Origin of the sequence: Fibrobacter sp. UWB12, assembly GCF_900142485.1 — a bacterium.
Classification (GTDB): Bacteria; Fibrobacterota; Fibrobacteria; order Fibrobacterales; family Fibrobacteraceae; genus Fibrobacter.
In genome coordinates this window covers 459,745-475,114 of the sequence record NZ_FRAZ01000001.1, presented here as the reverse complement: position 1 = coordinate 475,114, position 15,370 = coordinate 459,745, and the positions used below count along the sequence as shown (strand labels likewise).

Below are 15,370 nucleotides of genomic sequence, written 5' to 3'. Positions count from 1 at the left end.
ATATCATTTACAAAATCGCAAAAACAACGCCAAGCGTTTTAATGAAAATTTACATGTAACGGGAGAAATGCCCTACCCTATAATTTCCAGCGCAGCGTACTTGAGGATAATGGTGCGGTTGATATTTTCGCGGTCAAAACGAACATCAACGCGGGCATTGTCGCCACTACCATAAGCCTTCATGATAACGCCGTTGCCGTACTTGGAATGTCGAACACGAACGCCAGCCTGATACGGATTCTGGTTTGCAACTTGGCTGTATTCATCGTAAACAACATGCGGGCCACTCGGAACAGCAGGCTTTGGCGAAGCCACTTTAATCGGATTGCGATAGACAATATGCTTATCGTTTTTCTTGATGGACGCAGGTACCGCCGCCGGGCGAGAACCATACGAGCCATACGAAGAACCGCCATAACTGCCGGAACCGCTACGAGAGCTTCCGTTAGAATTTCCGCTGTATGAGGCGCCGGACGAACGCGAATTACCGTAAGATCCCGAAGAACCATAAGACGGACGAGATCCATAATTCGAAGAGCCGTAAGAACCATAAGACGGCTTAGAACGAGTATTGCCTACAAAATCAGGCACACCCGGACGAGTATTCAAACACGGCGTAAAGTCAACAACAGACGGATCCAATTCCTTGAGGAATCTGGACGGTGCAAACGGACGGATATTCCCTTGGAAGAATCGACGTTCGGCATGGTACAGATAAAGTTTCTTTTCGGCACGAGTGCAGCCCACGTAGAACAAGCGGCGTTCTTCTTCCATCTGCTCATTGATTTCAGCCATCGAAAGCATAGACGTTCCGCGCACCAGCGGGAAGATTTCGTCATCGCAACCTGCAAGGTGAACCGTATTAAATTCAAGGCCTTTTGCCATGTGGATTGTCATGAGCGTCACAAGGCCTTTCGACGTATCGACTTTCTTATCGCCATCCGTCAAAAGCGAAATGTCCTGCAAGAACGCATCGAGAGTCGCCCCCGGATGGTCTTCGTCAAATTCGCGGATAGCGTTGATCATTTCGTCCAAGTTCGCAATGCGTTCATCGGCCGTAGTTTCGTCTTCCTTGCGCAAGAATTCCTTGTAACCGATATCGTTGATAATGTTTTCAGCAAGAATCGGGAGCGGCGTTTCTCCCGAATTCATCATGTTTTTCCAGCGGATGACTAGGTCAGTAAAGCCTTTCAGCTTCGGAGCGCCGCGCCCCGTGCCGTTCGCTTCGGCCAAAAGATTGTCCCAAAGCGAACCCTCGCCCGCCTTCACCTTGGCTAGAACGCCTTCAACAGTAGTTTTACCGATGGCACGCGGCGGAGTGTTAATCACGCGCAAGTAGGCGGCATCGTCTTTTTCATTTGCGAGCACGCGCAAGTACGCCAAAATATCCTTGATTTCCTTGCGGTCCCAGAATCTCGTTCCGCCAAAAATCACCGATGGAATTCGCAAATCGTTCAACGCCTTTTCGAGCAAACGGGACTGGGCATTGGTGCGGTAGAAAACAGCAGTCTTCGCATAAAAATCAGGCCCGGCCTGTGCAATAGCCTTTGCGATATTCGAAGCTTCGGAACGGTCATCCTCGAAATAGCGCACGTGAATGAGTTCGCCAGCCTCTTCTTTGGAGAAAACGTTCTTTTGCATTTCTGCAGGGCGGACGTTATGGGCAATCACAGAACCAGCGCCCTTAACAATGTTCGCGGTCGAGCGGTAGTTGCGTTCGAGCTTGACAATCGTCACCGGGGCAAAATCGCGGTGGAAGTTGCGGATAATCTTGATGTTCGCGCCACGCCAGCCGTAAATACTTTGGTCGTCATCGCCCACCACCGTCACGTTTTTGGTTTCTGGATTGATGAGTAACTTCAAAAGTTCATACTGCACATCGTTCGTATCCTGATATTCGTCGACGACGACGTACTGGAACTGGTGTCTCAAAGACTCAACCAATCTAGGTACCATCTGCAACATCTTGACCGTATTGAAAAGCAAGTCATCGAAGTCCATCGCATTCGATTCCGACAGCTTTTTCTGGTAAGCAGCATAGTAACGAGCATTGCGTTCTTGGTCGGCAAATTCCGCATTCAACATTGCGATATCAGGAGTCTGCAACGTTGCCTTGTCGCCTTTATACAAAATCGTATTCTTGTAGCGCGAAATCGCACCATGAACCTTTTTCAGTTCAGCAGGGTCATAATCATCGCCCAAATCGTCCTTCAAGATTTCCTTGAGGATGCGCTTCTGGTCGTCGTCATCGTAAATCGAAAAATTCGCATCAAACCACTTGCCACCAAGCGCCTGAATCACAAAATCTTTCGCAAGGCAGAGTTTCAAAAGCTTAAGGCACACGGAATGGAATGTTCCCATCCACATAAAAGGCAAGCGATTATCCAACAATTTCTGGATACGGTCCTTCATTTCACGAGCGGCCTTGTTCGTAAACGTCACCGCCAGCACTCGATTGGATTCCACATTGTGAAACGAAACTAAATGGGCAATCTTGTAGGTAATGCAACGCGTCTTTCCCGAACCTGCACCAGCAAGAATCAGCATCGGGCCGTTGATTTTCTTTGCAGCAGCCGCCTGTTCCGGGTTCAACTCACGATCTAAAACATTACCATCTACAGTATTTGCCATCCTGCACCTCTAGTCGATATACAGATGTGCAATATAGAAAATAGGTTGTAGGTTTTAGGGGTTAGGCATTAGGAAATAGCCAATGGTTATTGGTCATTGGTCAATGGTCATTAGTTATTAGTCATTGGTTATTAGTTTAGACTCTTACAAAAATAGGAGATCCCCGCTCGGAGGCGGGGATGACAAGAATAAAAGTTCGGGGTGACAAGCGTCTATTATTCGTCGGCGGTGGATGCGCCAATAGCCTGTTCCAAAGTGGTCTGTCCCTGGAGTGCCTTGTTGATACCGTCCATACGGAGCGTAATCATTTCGCAAGACTTGATGGCCTCGCGCTTGATTTCGTCACCGGAAGCACGCTTAATCACAAGGTTACGCACAGATTCGTTCGGCACGAGGAATTCGTAAATACCGCAACGGCCCTTGAAGCCCGAACCATCGCACTTTTCGCAACCACGGCCATGGTAGAACTGCATGTCCGGCGAAAGGTGGAGTTCATCGCGGAGTTCCTGAGAAATCTCGACCGGTTCCTTACAGTTCTTGCAAATACGGCGCACAAGACGTTGAGCCAAGACGCCCTTAATTGCAGTAGACACAAGGAACGGTTCCAATCCCATTTCGAGCAAACGAGGGAATGCACCTGCAGCGTCGTTTGTATGGAGCGTACTGAAGACCAAGTGACCTGTCAAAGCAGCTTCGATAGCCATCGTCGAGGTTTCTTGGTCACGCATTTCACCGATCATGATAACGTCAGGGTCCTGACGGAGCAAGGCACGAATGCCCGCCGCAAACGTAAACCCTGCGGCATTGTTAATCTGACCTTGGTTCACACCATCAATATTCAATTCCACCGGGTCTTCCATCGTCGAGATGTTAATCGTCGAGTCAAGAATTTCACGAATAGAAGCATAAAGCGTCGTAGACTTACCGGAACCCGTCGGACCGGTAACCAGCACAATTCCGTTAGGAGCGTTAATCGCATCGATAAACTGCTTGAGCACGCGTGGGTCGAAGCCCATTTCCTTTAGCGGGAACTGACCCGAGTTCGGGTCCAAAATACGCATAACGATTTTTTCGCAAACGCCACGCTTACGCAAAGAAATCGGGAACGAGCTCACACGAAGGTCAACCTCGGCGCCCTTGTAACGCACGGTAAAACGTCCGTCCAAAGGTTTACGTTTTTCTGCAATGTCCATTTTGGACAAAAGCTTAATACGCGAAAGGATCTGCGGCATCAAACGTGCCGGAATCGGAGACATCACCTGCAAATCACCATCGATACGGTAGCGCAACTTGAGGAACGTTTCTTGCGGTTCAAGGTGAATATCGGATGCATGGCGGGCAATGGCTTCGTGAATAAGCGTAGTCACGATCTTAACGACCTGACGACCTTCTTCGTCGGTCAATTCCGGTTCGTCGTTACCACCCTGACCGCGTTCAACGGTTTCAAGTTCATCGTCGTTAGAAGAGCCGATAAGTTCAGCAAGGGATTCTTCGGCAGGTCCGTGGCCAGCAAAAAGAATATCGATAGTCTTCTTGATATCCTGTTCGGATGCCATGACCACATCGACGTTTTTCTTGACCTTGAACTTGATGGAGTCCCTGAGTCTCACGTTCGTCGGGTCCGCCATGGCAACAACGAGCGCCTGGCGAGAATCCTTCGTCACATAAAGCGGTACAATTTTGTGTGTTTTACACTGATCTTCAGAGATATACTCGTAAACCTTCTCATCAAGCTTGATAGCATCGAGCTTTACAAAAGGAACTTCGAACTGGCAGCAAAGAATGTCAGTGAGTTTCTTTTCGTCAATAAACTTCAAATCGACGAGCACGCGACCCAAGCGCTTGCCCCCCGACGTTTTTTGCTTTTCAAGAGCCTCGTTCAACTGGTCCTGAGTAATGAAGCCCTGGTCCAAGAGCATTTCACCAATACGTTTCTTGGTTACACTCTGCATCTGGACACCCAGAATATCGGTCAGCTGTTCCTGCTTGACCATTCCAGCCTTAATGAGGATCTGGACGAGGGTCACCTTCTTGCCCAACTGCGCCTGATACTTGACTTCGTCTTCGGCGTACTTCAACTGGTCTTCGTTAATCAAGTTAACGCGAACCAGCAACTGTCCTAAGCTGTTTGAATCCTTCATAGATGCGACCACGCCTGAGCGTTTAAAATTATCCTACCACCAACTAGGTTTTTCAAGTAAACACCACACCCTGAATCGACAAAACCAATTTCGTAGATTTCGGCTTTTGGGGGCGTACCTTCTAAATATATACTTTTTGTAACATTAGAAGTGAACAGAAGTTCGTATTCTTCACCCCCATTTAACGCAAATTTGAGGGGAGAAAGCCCAAAATAATCACACATTTCCAAAACATCGGGGTCAATGGGCAATTTTTTTTCGTCAATTTCGATGGAAACACCCGAAGAAAGGGCCAAATGGTTCGCCTCGGAGCTGAGTCCGTCGCTAATGTCCATGCAGGCGCCCCGCACCCCTTGTTTTACCAGTTGAGCCCCAGCATCCTCGCAAATTTTGGGGGCAAGATGATATTCAACGAGTCGGGGGAAGCGCGCGGCCTCTTCGGGATGGTTCATCAAAAGCCATAATCCGGCATCGGATTTGCCAAGAGTTCCGGCCACATAAACACAGTCACCCGGTTTCGCTCCGTTACGGAGGAGAGTCGTTTCGCCTTCGGTTTTGCCCAAAAGCGTTGTCGAAAACATCCCGACATCACCTGAGACCGTATCTCCACCAATCAATGTAATTCCTCTTCTCTCAAAGCCTTGCGCAACCGCTTTTGCAATTCTGTCGCAAGTTTCTTTGCTCCAAGATTTGTTCACGCAAAGTCCAAAGAGAGCAATGCAGGGCCGACCGCCCATGGAAGACACATCCGAAACGTTGGACACAATGTGCTTCTCGACCGCCTGTTCCGGACTCGACCAGTCCAGGCGGAAGTGCGTGTTCTCGACCGAGAGATCCTTTGTTGCAAGCCAGCCATCAAAGATGGCGCAGTCATCACCGGCGGACAACCAGCTGCGGTGCGAGGGCGATTCTTTTTTTAAGGGTACAGCCCCTTCCAAAATTTTGCTGACGAACCTGAATTCGCCAAGATCAGGGAATTTCATATTTTTAAGGACAAATCAATTTTTTCTCCCAATAATTTAACAATAAACTTTCTATACTTTAGGCGTGGGACACATATTTTTTATAACGCCATCATCGCCCGGCAGCTTAGACAAGCTGAACCAGTGGACCTTCCGCTGGCTTTTAGAACATGGGAACATGGCAGACGATTCCACCCTCTACACGTGCAATTCCATCGAAAGCGCCCAGAGCCTTTTGGAATCTGCACTCATCATCGGCCAGTCTCCGTCGCTCATCATCTTTGATCATGCGAACCATGCGACCGAGAAGAACCTTGCATTCAGCAAGGAACTCCACAACGGCATCCCGGAATCTTGGATAATCGAAATCATCCCGGACGACATGCCGCTCCCCGAAGATTCCAGAGACGAAAGCACGTTCTGGATTAGGCGCCCTGTAAGCGAAGAAGAATGGTGCGCCACGCTCGAAAACGTTCTGCACAAGAACGGTTGTCCGCAATGGGCCAAGTGGACCCAGCACAAGAGCTACAGAGGATTTTAACAGAGGTTTTTAACCGTGATTAAAGGCGTCAGCTATTTTGGTGTGCGCTCTCCGGAGCTCGCACGCATCGACCTTGTACATATAAAAGAAGCAGGATTCAATGCTGTGCTCCACACATGGAGCGAAGAAGACCTGCAATACTATTACGACACCATGAAGCAGATCGTGAACGAGTCTGCCGCCATGGGGCTCTCCGTTTATGTGAACCCGTGGGGTGTCGGCCGCGTGTTTGGCGGTGAAGCATATTCGGAACTCACGGCCAGAAACCACGACATGTGCCAAGTGGCGCTCGACGGAAAGCCGAAAGTGGCGGCCTGCCCGAACCATCCGGAATTCAGAGCGTTCATGCACAAGTGGATTGCAACGGTTTGCGATACGAACGTTTCTACAATCTTTTGGGACGAGCCGCATTTTTACTTTGAAAAGGGCGGGCTCAGCAACTGGAGCTGCCGTTGCGAAAAATGCCGCCATTTATTTAGAACAAAGTTTGGGTACGAAATGACCGCCGAGCTTACGGATGACGTAAAGCAGTTCCGCGAAGAAAGTTTGATTGAATTCTTGGACGAGATGACGAAAGACGTTCACGACCGCGGCAAACGCAACTGCGTTTGCATGCTCCCGCCGTGGTTCCCGGCGGGGCTCGACGACTGGGGACGCGTCGCCAGTCTCGCCGCGGTCGATGAAATCGCGAGCGACCCGTACTGGGAACGGGGAGCGAGCGAAGATTGGGTCCGCGAAAAATATCGCGAAACCGCAAACAAGCTTGTGGAAGTCGCGGCCCGCTACGGGAAATCCGTACAGATGTGGATCAAGGCGTACCAAATTGAAGCGGGCCGAGAAAACGACCTCGCCATCGCTGTCGAAGAAAGCCGCGCCGCAGGCATCAAGAACATCTTTGCATGGAGCTACCGCGGTACAGAAACCTTAAGCTGGCTCAAAAGCGACAACCCGGATGAAGTCGCGAGAGTTTTCCGCCGCGCTGTTGGTGCTACGAAGCCCTAACAATATTCCAATCACCTTGCACTAAAAAAGGTTATATACAGAAAAAGCTCCCGTTTCACGGGAGCCTTTTTCACTAGCATAAGAGCCGAGCGGTCTTATTACTTTGCGCGTTCGAGGTAAGAACCGTCGCGGGTATCCACGCGGATCTTGGTGTTGTTTTCGATGAAGAGCGGAATCATCACCTTAGCGCCAGTTTCGAGAGTAGCTTCACGCATCACGTTACCGCTAGTGTTGCCCTGAACTGCCGGAGGAGCGTCAACGATCATCAAGTCAACGAAGGTCGGCGGGATAACTTCGATCGGAAGTGTAGCCATCGTCTTCGGATCCTTCCACCAAGTGACTTCGACAGTAGCGCCATCGAGGAGCCAAACTTCGCAGCCATTGAGAGCTTCCTTGGAGATTTCTTCAGTTTCCTGAGTTTCGCTGTTGAGGAAGTACCAAGTAGAACCGTCGTTGTAGAGGTAGGTCATTTCGGTGTAGGTCACATCAGCTTCTTCCACCGTATCACCGCTCTTCCAGGTGCGTTCGAGAGTACGGCCAGTCACCAAGTTCTTGATACGAACGCGGTTGAAAGCCTGACCCTTACCCGGCTTCACAAACTGGTTTTCGATGATTTCATACGGCTGACCATCAACCATGATTTTCAATTTTTTACGGAATTCGTTGGTGCTTACAGTACCCATATTATCCTCTTTTGGTTTTTGATTCTAAATTTAGCAATATAATGGAAAATTCTGTTAAAACTTTCACGCATATTTCTGATTTTTTAGACTATTTGGGCAAAGATTTTACAGGTTTGACAAGCGAAATGCAAGCAAACCTAGACCACAACCCTTCGTTTGCCTTTAACTGTTCCAAGCATTACGCCGACCTTATCAAGAAATCAAGCGAGCCCGTCAAACTGCTACGCGAGGTTCTACCTTCTACAGACGAACTCAAGGATGCTCCGGGATTCGTCGATGATCCCGTTGGAGACCTCCCTGCGGGCAAGTCCGAATGCATTTTGCAAAAATACGAGAATCGCGCCCTTATCGTTTCGACATCAGCCTGCGGTGTGCGTTGCCGTTTCTGTTTCAGGCGCAACTACCCCTTCCAGGACACACTGAATATTGCAAGTGAAGTTTCGAACTGGCTGGACGTTCATACAAACATTTGGGAAGTCATTCTTTCGGGCGGAGACCCGCTCACACTTGGGCCAGGGCCGTTCCGCGACCTTGTGGAAGCAATTGCATTCCACCCTTCCGTCACGACACTCCGCATCCACACAAGACTCCCCGTGATGCGTCCCGACCTTGTGATGCAGCATTTTGAACTTTTGCGTGAACTCCCCGCACGATTCAATTGCGTGCTCGTGGTGCACGTGAACCATCCCGACGAACTCGATGAAGAATCTGCCGCCGTCTTTGCGCAGCTCAAATTTAGCGGTTGGACGCTTTTAAACCAGAGCGTGATGCTGAAAGGCGTGAACGACGATGCAGAAACGTTGGAACGTTTGTGCCGCAAGCTTTTTGAACAAGGTGTACTCCCCTACTATTTGCATCAACTCGACCATGCAAAGGGGGTCGCCCATTTTGAAATCAGTGATGAATGCGCCCGCGAACTCATCGCGCAAATACGCAAAAAACTCCCCGGCTACCTCGTACCGAAACTCGTTCGTGAGATTGCCGGGGAAAAGAGCAAAACGCCCGTTTAAAACCAGTAGCCGATGCCGAGCTGGATTTTGTTTATCAAGAAATACGAACCCACTTCAATTTTTTCGATATAATCAAAATCCTTCTCATTGATGGTCTCCCCCGTCTCAGGATTGAGATAAGTCTTCCACGTAGTAACAGTATAACTGCTACAGCTCTTATCAATAGACACAAGATCCGTCAATTGGAACGACAAATGGGCATCAATGAAAAAGCCCGATGAAAAAACGTGCCCGAAACCTACAGATAAGCCAGCTCCAGCAATGCGGTCTTCTTGGCATTTATCTTCACGAATTTCTCTATCAAAGTAGTCTTTTTTCCGCATGAGTTTAAAATCAAAAACAGGCCCCGCCTCGAAATAGAGAATATTCGGAATATGAAATTGCACCAACATCGGGATTTCTAGATAAAGCAAATAGTCTTTATTTGAACCGGACCAAAAACATTCACTACGAGACGAACCTTCTACATCTAGATCAATTACTGTATTTTCCGTTTCACATCCCAAAAATTGGTGATCTGAACCAAAATAGCGGTAATCCACGCCCACACCAGAATGGAGCGAAAACCGAGGTGAAATACGGTACAACACATCAAACGAAAGCGTTCCGCCATACCCCACCCCATCGGCATAAATCCCCCAAGGAGCATCGGTAACTTCGTTAACTTTGTTTACGCCAGCGTGAATGCCCAAACGCAGAGATTTATCCGCCGCATCTGTCGCAAAACCGGAAGCGTAAACAAGCAACGGCATGGAAGCCAACAGGGTCACCACCAATTTGCCCATTCTATTTTTTAACCACATATTTTCCTCCTAACACAATTTATTTTTAATTTTTTTCAATGCCTTGGATTCTGTTAATACAAGAACCGAATTCCTCGTAATTGTTATTTTTATAGTTCCATACATAAGTATCAAAGCTATACCAATAAGTGCTATACAGATACTCTTCAAATTCTTCACGGCATAATTCTTGAAAAGAACTCTTTTTCTCACGGAAGTGCCATTGACAGGTGGCGTCACCAGACGAGAGACTCACAACCGCAGAATCAGACCTACTGACATAATCAACATTCAAAGTCCAGAATCTACCTTCATACGTAAAAGTCATGTTTCTATTTGTTTTATTATTAATAACAAAGTTATCTTGAGTAGTCCAATATTCCAAATCCATTGAATGCGCAAATATATCAGCTTGACTCAATACTGAATAATCAATCCGCGGTTTTCTATCAATAAAAGAAAAGAGATTATAAACAAAACCTGAACTCATATAATCAAAATTATCTTGAGATTCACGGAATTCTATTTTATCGCCATCAATTTGAATAAACGTCGTTACGCCATCATCCCAACATACAAGATCACCTTGAAATGAAACACACGGAGACACCATCCAAATGCCATCTAGCACACCGTTAGTTCCTCCGACAAAAAAGAACGATGTATAAGTAGGCAAACCTGTATCATGATTTATAGAAGAATCCGTAAGAACAAGAGTATCGCCCTTGAAACTGCAATAATATTTTATCGTATCTCCCCAATAGAATGATTCATCCCATTTAAATACACTATCTTTCTTAACGCATGCACCGATCTGTTCGTGAATAATAGTTATCGTGCTTTCCGTTTCGCCCACATCCACTTTTCCAATCTGAGTGGTGCGAGCCGCAGCAAATTGACTTTCTAAATTAATATCAATTGAGTTATTTGTTTCTAAAGAATTTCCATCTTCGGTAAAGCCAGCACACCCTGCAAAAACAATTAAGCAAGCAAAGCAAATTGACAAAACACTTTGTATAGAGTATTTATTCTTTTTCATTTTTATCCACCTTTTTGCTCAATGGAAAGAGCTGTAAATTCATTCGATAAACGCGGTCGTAACTTTTCACGTTAGACACAATTTCTGCAACTTTTTTGCGGAAAGCATCAAGTTCACAAGCCAAGCGTTCATACGCTTCACGGTCTAGCCCCATCGTCATTCCAGAGATGTGGCGGTAATCGCGCGTATAACGTTCTAAAGCATCAGCAGCTAGTTGCGCATACTGCTTTTGCATACTGACAACCGTTGCCGACACCATTTCGCGGGTACTTGAAACACCTTCACTCGTTTGATGATAATTTCCACATTCGTCTTTTTTCAAGAGGCCAAGCGATTCCTGAAGTTCCAAAGATTCGCGAGCGTCTGCAGCAGAAATTGCAGGGACAAGCGCATGCCCCATTTCAAGCGGAGTTGCGCCCTTCATAATCGGGGCAAGTTCCCTCAACGCGGGATTTGTCCACGACGAAAAATACGCGAACGACTTCGCTTCCAAAAATTCCACGCGGTTTTCTTGCGCAATCTTCATCATTTTTTCAAATGATGAACTGCGGACTTCAGGTTGTTGCGAATCGCAGAACGAGACCATCAAGCGGAAATATTCCGCCTGTTCCCCAGACAAATTCATCGCAGGCAAGACCTTTTCTACCGCCACTTTCGAAAGTCGGGTTTTACCGTCACAGACAAGCTTTAAAAATCCCGAAGAAGAAAAACCAGCCTGCTTGGCAAATTCGCGCCAAGTGAACGCGGAACATCTTTTACGACTCTCGTAAAAGTCTCGAATGTACTCGCGGTAGTTTCTGTATTCAAAAACGGATTTCATTTTTACATGTAACCTTTACACCAATAAAGATAAATTATGCAGTCCAACAATTCAACACTAATGAAACAAATTTTTCAAATTTTATAAAATTTTAGCAATTTTTGTTAAAAATTAGCAATTTTTAGTCACTCACAAGAAACATTGCGTTTCATAAAGGCGATGCCCGTTCAAGGCGGGCATGACAAAATAATTCGTGAAATTACTGGATCCTTCGCCCTATAGGCTCAGCATGACGTCAAGAACACGCGAGTACGGATTCGATAAACTTCCTTTCTAGGAAATCATCAAATGACGTCGGTGCCATCACACGTAAATTATTGCCTTTGCTATACACCAAGCAATTTCCTTCAAGCCCGCCATACCATTTCATCCCCTTGAATACAAGAGTCATCCAGTCATCGACGGCGTAATCAACGGCATCGTATTCGGTCTCGGTTGCGACATCCTCACCATTGAGGTACGGGTGGAAAAGGGCGGCGTTGTACTTGGGCTTGAATTTTTCGGTAAAAACGTTCTCGGCCGCCACCGCAAGCAAATCGATTGAAGGCAAGGCAAGACCGTTTAAAGGGAGTTGAAATTCGTTGATCGAAACCGCATTGCCAATTAAAAGGCTATTATCCCGCTCTTCAACATCAAAGAACAGGAGCACAACGTCATTGCAGATATCCTCGCAATCTTCAATTTCGGACTCGAGCATATCAAGGATTGTCTCGCGTGCATGGCGCGTTTCTGCATTTTTAACAACAGGACGCACCACCTTCCCGATAAACATCGGTTCGTAATTCCAAAGGAAACACTTGGTTTTATCCAAATTCGGAATTCGAATCAACCGATTCGAATAAAGGTACAAAAGTCTTTCGGGCGTCAGCCAAGCCACAAAGGAGTCCTCGTCCAAGCACTTTTTCAGTTCCTTGTCGCTTGCCTTTTCAAAGAACGCCGTATCAACTTCATAGAATTTTATTCCATGAGTCTTTGCAACAATTTCATCTTTAGCGAGAACATGCGGTGCGTCAGTACCAACATCGACTACAAGCGTTTTCTTTTCACTCGGCTTAAAAAGCGGTTCATCGGTAGGGATAGAAACGCTTACGCGACCACATTCGCTCACGAGGTCAAAATCAATTTTACGCCCCGAAAATTTCATATTGCAAAAATCAACGCGGGGCTTTTTAGCCACCATATAGACGCGTGCTTTAGCAAGCGATTTACGATAGTCGACATCGCTTTTAGCCCATGCAATATCGCAGAAAGCTAAAGGGCTACACGCCAACTTCAATGTCGTAGAAATCACTTTCATCACGGCCTCGCTAAAACACCCACACCGAGGCAAAACATAAAACTTTTATAAGAAATAACTTAATATGCAGGACGTATATTAATACGTTAAATATCTCACAAAATAAGGATTCTTTACAAAAAATGGCGAAACCGAAGTTTCGCCATGCAAAGCTTTACAAGATGTGAAAAGGATTCTAAAAAGGCGATGCCGTCCCCATACGCGGATCATGACCACGTAAGAACTAAAGTTCTAAGTGGTCAAAGAGAACGAAGTCCGGCATGACAATAAAGATAAAGCCCGCTTTCGCGGGCATGACAAGTTCGGCAATTCTCGCGCTTTTCAACCGCGACGATTCTCGCGACCTTACTACAGAACGCCTTTGCTGCTGGGGATGCCTTTCACGTTACGCGAAGGAGCCACAGCCATAGCAACGGCACGAGCAAAAGCCTTGAAAATCGATTCCAGGCAATGGTGGTTGTCATTGCCGTAGAACAGTTCCACATGCAAGTTCATGCGTGCATTTTCGCAAAGGCTCTTGAAGAAGTGCTCGAACATGCTGGCTTCGATTCCGCCTGCAGTTGCAGCAGGGAGCTTTACATTCCAGACAAAGCCGATGCGGTTGCTAAAGTCAATGCAAACGCGGCTCAAGGCTTCATCCATCGGAACAAAGTAAAAACCGTAGCGTTCGATTCCCTTCTTGTCGCCCAAAGCTTCAACGAGAGCCTGGCCAAGCACAATGGCGATGTCTTCCATGCTGTGGTGCATATCGACTTCAGTATCGCCCTTGCAGGTCAAGTCGAGATGGAAACCGCCATGCACTTGGAACAAGTTAAGCATGTGATCCAAGAATCCCGAACCCGAACTGATTTTTCCTCTTGAGCAATCATCCAAATTCAAGAAAAGCTGAATATCGGTTTCACCCGTCTTGCGAGAAATCTTAGAAGAACGCATCTTAGCACCTCTTATTTAAGGACACGACCGTCATAAACGCTAAAGCGAGCCACACGGCCAAACTTCGGCACAGGAACCGGGGTTTCCACTCCGTTCAAATACATCTTGCCAATAGCACGCGGTTCGCCAATCACGATATACAACGTGCCGCTAGCCGTATAGACCAGCTTGTTATCGACCGTTGCAATATTCGCTTCTTTCACAAATTCATCATCATCTTCGTCGCGCTTGATGCCGACCCAGGAACGCATTTCGCCGGAACCGACAAGTTCAATCTTCGTGCGGCCATTGTCCGAAACCGGACCCGTCACGGTATCTTTCTTAGAAGATGCCGAAATGAAAATCGTTGCAGATGCCGGGAGGTTTTCAGACTTTTTCATAGCCTTATCGACATCGGCTTGCGTCACCTTTTCATTCTTTTCGTCCTTGATGGAATCTGCAGGAACAGCTTCGGCTCCTTCAGGCATATCCTGACTGATTTCCGAAGAATCTTCAGCAGCAACCACCGCCGGCGGATTGGCGTTACTATCAGTAGTAGCGTCACCCTTCGTTACAAAATGGAGCCCGACAATGAAAAAAGCCACAATGACAACAATGGCAATAGGCACGGCCTTGCTGCGCGGCTTACTTTCTTCTTCCGTGATCGGAGCGATATTCTTCATCGGTTCCGTGTCGCGCGTAGCGAAGCTTGAACCAGCTTCTTCAGCATAAAGTTTAAGGACAGCCTTTGTATCCAAGCCAAGCTTAGTACTTACAGAATTCAGGTAACTACGGACATAAGCGTCTACCGGCAAAGACTTCCAGTCACTCGCTTCAATAAAACGAAGCATCTTCACCGAGATTTTCGTACGTTCCGAAAGATCGTCAATAGAAAGCCCTTGAGATTCGCGAACGCGGGCCAAAAAATCGCCGAGACGTTCGTTGGGATTTTTCTCATCCAATTGAATCATTTGCTATACCTTAACTTGTAAACCATCCAACATTTCCAGTGTACGTGCAACTGGTAACCCAACCACGTTGTAGTAACAGCCGTTGATAGACTTTATTAGGCGCGCACCATTCGTTTGAATACCGTAGGCACCCGCCTTATCCATCGGGTCTTTAGAATTTACATAATCTTTAAGTTCCTGTAAGGAACAGTTTCTAAAAAAGACCTCTGTTTTCTCTTCAGAAGCGCAAAGGACTTCGCCGTTGCGGGCTATTGCAACACCGGTTATGACAACGTGGCCCCGATTATTTAGCTTGCTTAGCATTTCAAGGGCGTTTTCTTCGGATTTCGGCTTGCCGAGCGGCATGTTGTCCAAAAAAACAAGCGTATCAAAGCCGAGCACATAGGCATCGCGTTCCTGGCGCGATACAGACAAAGCCTTGATGCATGCGTTTTCACGCGGGAAATCGAGCGGATTTGTGCTTGTGGGCTTTTCGTCTTCGCCAGAGACCACAACGCGGAAATGAACACCCAACTGTTTTAAAATTTCAGAACGGCGCGGAGAACCGCTTGCAAGGATTATTTCTGATTCAGTCATAAT

15 protein-coding genes are annotated in these 15,370 nt (G+C 47.1%); 3 read left to right on the top strand and 12 right to left on the bottom strand.

Annotated elements, in window-relative coordinates:
- Positions 1-72: 72 nt before the first annotated feature.
- From BUA34_RS01880 to BUA34_RS16230, 4 genes are all read right to left on the bottom strand, one after another.
- Positions 73-2,631, bottom strand: a complete 2,559-nt coding sequence (locus BUA34_RS01880) for an ATP-dependent helicase (protein WP_072827033.1) — start codon at positions 2,629-2,631, stop codon at positions 73-75.
- 215 nt (positions 2,632-2,846) lie between these two features.
- Positions 2,847-4,772, bottom strand: coding sequence for a GspE/PulE family protein (locus BUA34_RS01875; RefSeq protein WP_254794279.1), 1,926 nt, complete (start codon positions 4,770-4,772; stop codon positions 2,847-2,849).
- Positions 4,769-5,755 carry a thiamine-phosphate kinase gene (thiL, locus tag BUA34_RS01870; RefSeq protein ID WP_072827032.1) on the bottom strand — a complete coding sequence of 329 codons (987 nt, stop codon included), beginning with the start codon at positions 5,753-5,755 and terminating at the stop codon, positions 4,769-4,771. The genes BUA34_RS01875 and thiL overlap by 4 nt, the downstream gene beginning before the upstream one ends.
- Positions 5,756-5,835: 80 nt before the next feature.
- Positions 5,836-5,982, bottom strand: coding sequence for an SWIM zinc finger family protein (locus BUA34_RS16230; protein WP_083579702.1), 147 nt, complete (start codon positions 5,980-5,982; stop codon positions 5,836-5,838).
- On the opposite strand from BUA34_RS16230, the gene BUA34_RS15675 reads away from it, so the two are divergent.
- On the top strand, positions 5,970-6,275 hold the full coding sequence (locus BUA34_RS15675; RefSeq protein ID WP_139255851.1) for a hypothetical protein: 306 nt from the start codon (positions 5,970-5,972) through the stop codon (positions 6,273-6,275). The genes BUA34_RS16230 and BUA34_RS15675 overlap by 13 nt on opposite strands.
- A 15-nt stretch (positions 6,276-6,290) precedes the next feature.
- Complete coding sequence (locus BUA34_RS01860) at positions 6,291-7,277, top strand: hypothetical protein (RefSeq protein ID WP_072827030.1); 987 nt, start codon at positions 6,291-6,293, stop codon at positions 7,275-7,277.
- Between the two features lie 98 nt (positions 7,278-7,375).
- Here BUA34_RS01860 and efp read toward each other — a convergent pair whose 3' ends face one another.
- Positions 7,376-7,960 (bottom strand): elongation factor P, encoded by a 585-nt coding sequence (efp, locus tag BUA34_RS01855; protein WP_072827029.1) that lies wholly within the window; start codon positions 7,958-7,960, stop codon positions 7,376-7,378.
- Between the two features lie 41 nt (positions 7,961-8,001).
- Here efp and BUA34_RS01850 point away from each other — a divergent pair, with 41 nt between their 5' ends.
- Positions 8,002-8,970 carry a KamA family radical SAM protein gene (locus BUA34_RS01850; protein ID WP_072827028.1) on the top strand — a complete coding sequence of 323 codons (969 nt, stop codon included), beginning with the start codon at positions 8,002-8,004 and terminating at the stop codon, positions 8,968-8,970.
- Here the strand turns inward: BUA34_RS01850 and BUA34_RS01845 are convergent.
- From BUA34_RS01845 to BUA34_RS01815, 7 genes are all read right to left on the bottom strand, one after another.
- The gene (locus BUA34_RS01845; protein ID WP_083579701.1) at positions 8,967-9,773 is read right to left on the bottom strand and encodes an outer membrane beta-barrel protein; all 807 of its coding nucleotides are present in this window, start codon (positions 9,771-9,773) and stop codon (positions 8,967-8,969) included. The genes BUA34_RS01850 and BUA34_RS01845 overlap by 4 nt on opposite strands.
- A gap of 25 nt (positions 9,774-9,798) precedes the next feature.
- Positions 9,799-10,791 carry a hypothetical protein gene (locus tag BUA34_RS01840; RefSeq protein ID WP_072827026.1) on the bottom strand — a complete coding sequence of 331 codons (993 nt, stop codon included), beginning with the start codon at positions 10,789-10,791 and terminating at the stop codon, positions 9,799-9,801.
- A complete protein-coding gene (locus BUA34_RS01835; protein ID WP_072827025.1) occupies positions 10,778-11,611 on the bottom strand; it encodes a TIGR02147 family protein in 834 nt (277 codons plus the stop codon). The genes BUA34_RS01840 and BUA34_RS01835 overlap by 14 nt, the downstream gene beginning before the upstream one ends.
- A gap of 235 nt (positions 11,612-11,846) precedes the next feature.
- Positions 11,847-12,908 carry a hypothetical protein gene (locus BUA34_RS01830; protein ID WP_072827024.1) on the bottom strand — a complete coding sequence of 354 codons (1,062 nt, stop codon included), beginning with the start codon at positions 12,906-12,908 and terminating at the stop codon, positions 11,847-11,849.
- A gap of 348 nt (positions 12,909-13,256) precedes the next feature.
- The gene (hisB, locus tag BUA34_RS01825; protein WP_072827023.1) at positions 13,257-13,841 is read right to left on the bottom strand and encodes an imidazoleglycerol-phosphate dehydratase HisB; all 585 of its coding nucleotides are present in this window, start codon (positions 13,839-13,841) and stop codon (positions 13,257-13,259) included.
- Between the two features lie 11 nt (positions 13,842-13,852).
- Positions 13,853-14,791, bottom strand: coding sequence for a helix-turn-helix domain-containing protein (locus BUA34_RS01820; protein WP_072827022.1), 939 nt, complete (start codon positions 14,789-14,791; stop codon positions 13,853-13,855).
- A gap of 3 nt (positions 14,792-14,794) precedes the next feature.
- Positions 14,795-15,367, bottom strand: coding sequence for a Maf family protein (locus BUA34_RS01815; RefSeq protein ID WP_254794277.1), 573 nt, complete (start codon positions 15,365-15,367; stop codon positions 14,795-14,797).
- Between the last annotated feature and the right edge of the window lie 3 nt (positions 15,368-15,370).

Coding starts and splice junctions, on each gene's coding strand:
- BUA34_RS01880 (WP_072827033.1), bottom strand. CDS start 2,631: ATGGCAAATACTGTAGATGGTAATGTTTTAGATCGTGAGTTGAACCCG.
- BUA34_RS01875 (WP_254794279.1), bottom strand. CDS start 4,772: ATGAAGGATTCAAACAGCTTAGGACAGTTGCTGGTTCGCGTTAACTTG.
- thiL (WP_072827032.1), bottom strand. CDS start 5,755: ATGAAATTCCCTGATCTTGGCGAATTCAGGTTCGTCAGCAAAATTTTG.
- efp (WP_072827029.1), bottom strand. CDS start 7,960: ATGGGTACTGTAAGCACCAACGAATTCCGTAAAAAATTGAAAATCATG.
- BUA34_RS01850 (WP_072827028.1), top strand. CDS start 8,002: ATGGAAAATTCTGTTAAAACTTTCACGCATATTTCTGATTTTTTAGAC.
- BUA34_RS01845 (WP_083579701.1), bottom strand. CDS start 9,773: ATGTGGTTAAAAAATAGAATGGGCAAATTGGTGGTGACCCTGTTGGCT.
- BUA34_RS01840 (WP_072827026.1), bottom strand. CDS start 10,791: ATGAAAAAGAATAAATACTCTATACAAAGTGTTTTGTCAATTTGCTTT.
- BUA34_RS01835 (WP_072827025.1), bottom strand. CDS start 11,611: ATGAAATCCGTTTTTGAATACAGAAACTACCGCGAGTACATTCGAGAC.
- BUA34_RS01830 (WP_072827024.1), bottom strand. CDS start 12,908: ATGAAAGTGATTTCTACGACATTGAAGTTGGCGTGTAGCCCTTTAGCT.
- hisB (WP_072827023.1), bottom strand. CDS start 13,841: ATGCGTTCTTCTAAGATTTCTCGCAAGACGGGTGAAACCGATATTCAG.
- BUA34_RS01820 (WP_072827022.1), bottom strand. CDS start 14,791: ATGATTCAATTGGATGAGAAAAATCCCAACGAACGTCTCGGCGATTTT.
- BUA34_RS01815 (WP_254794277.1), bottom strand. CDS start 15,367: ATGACTGAATCAGAAATAATCCTTGCAAGCGGTTCTCCGCGCCGTTCT.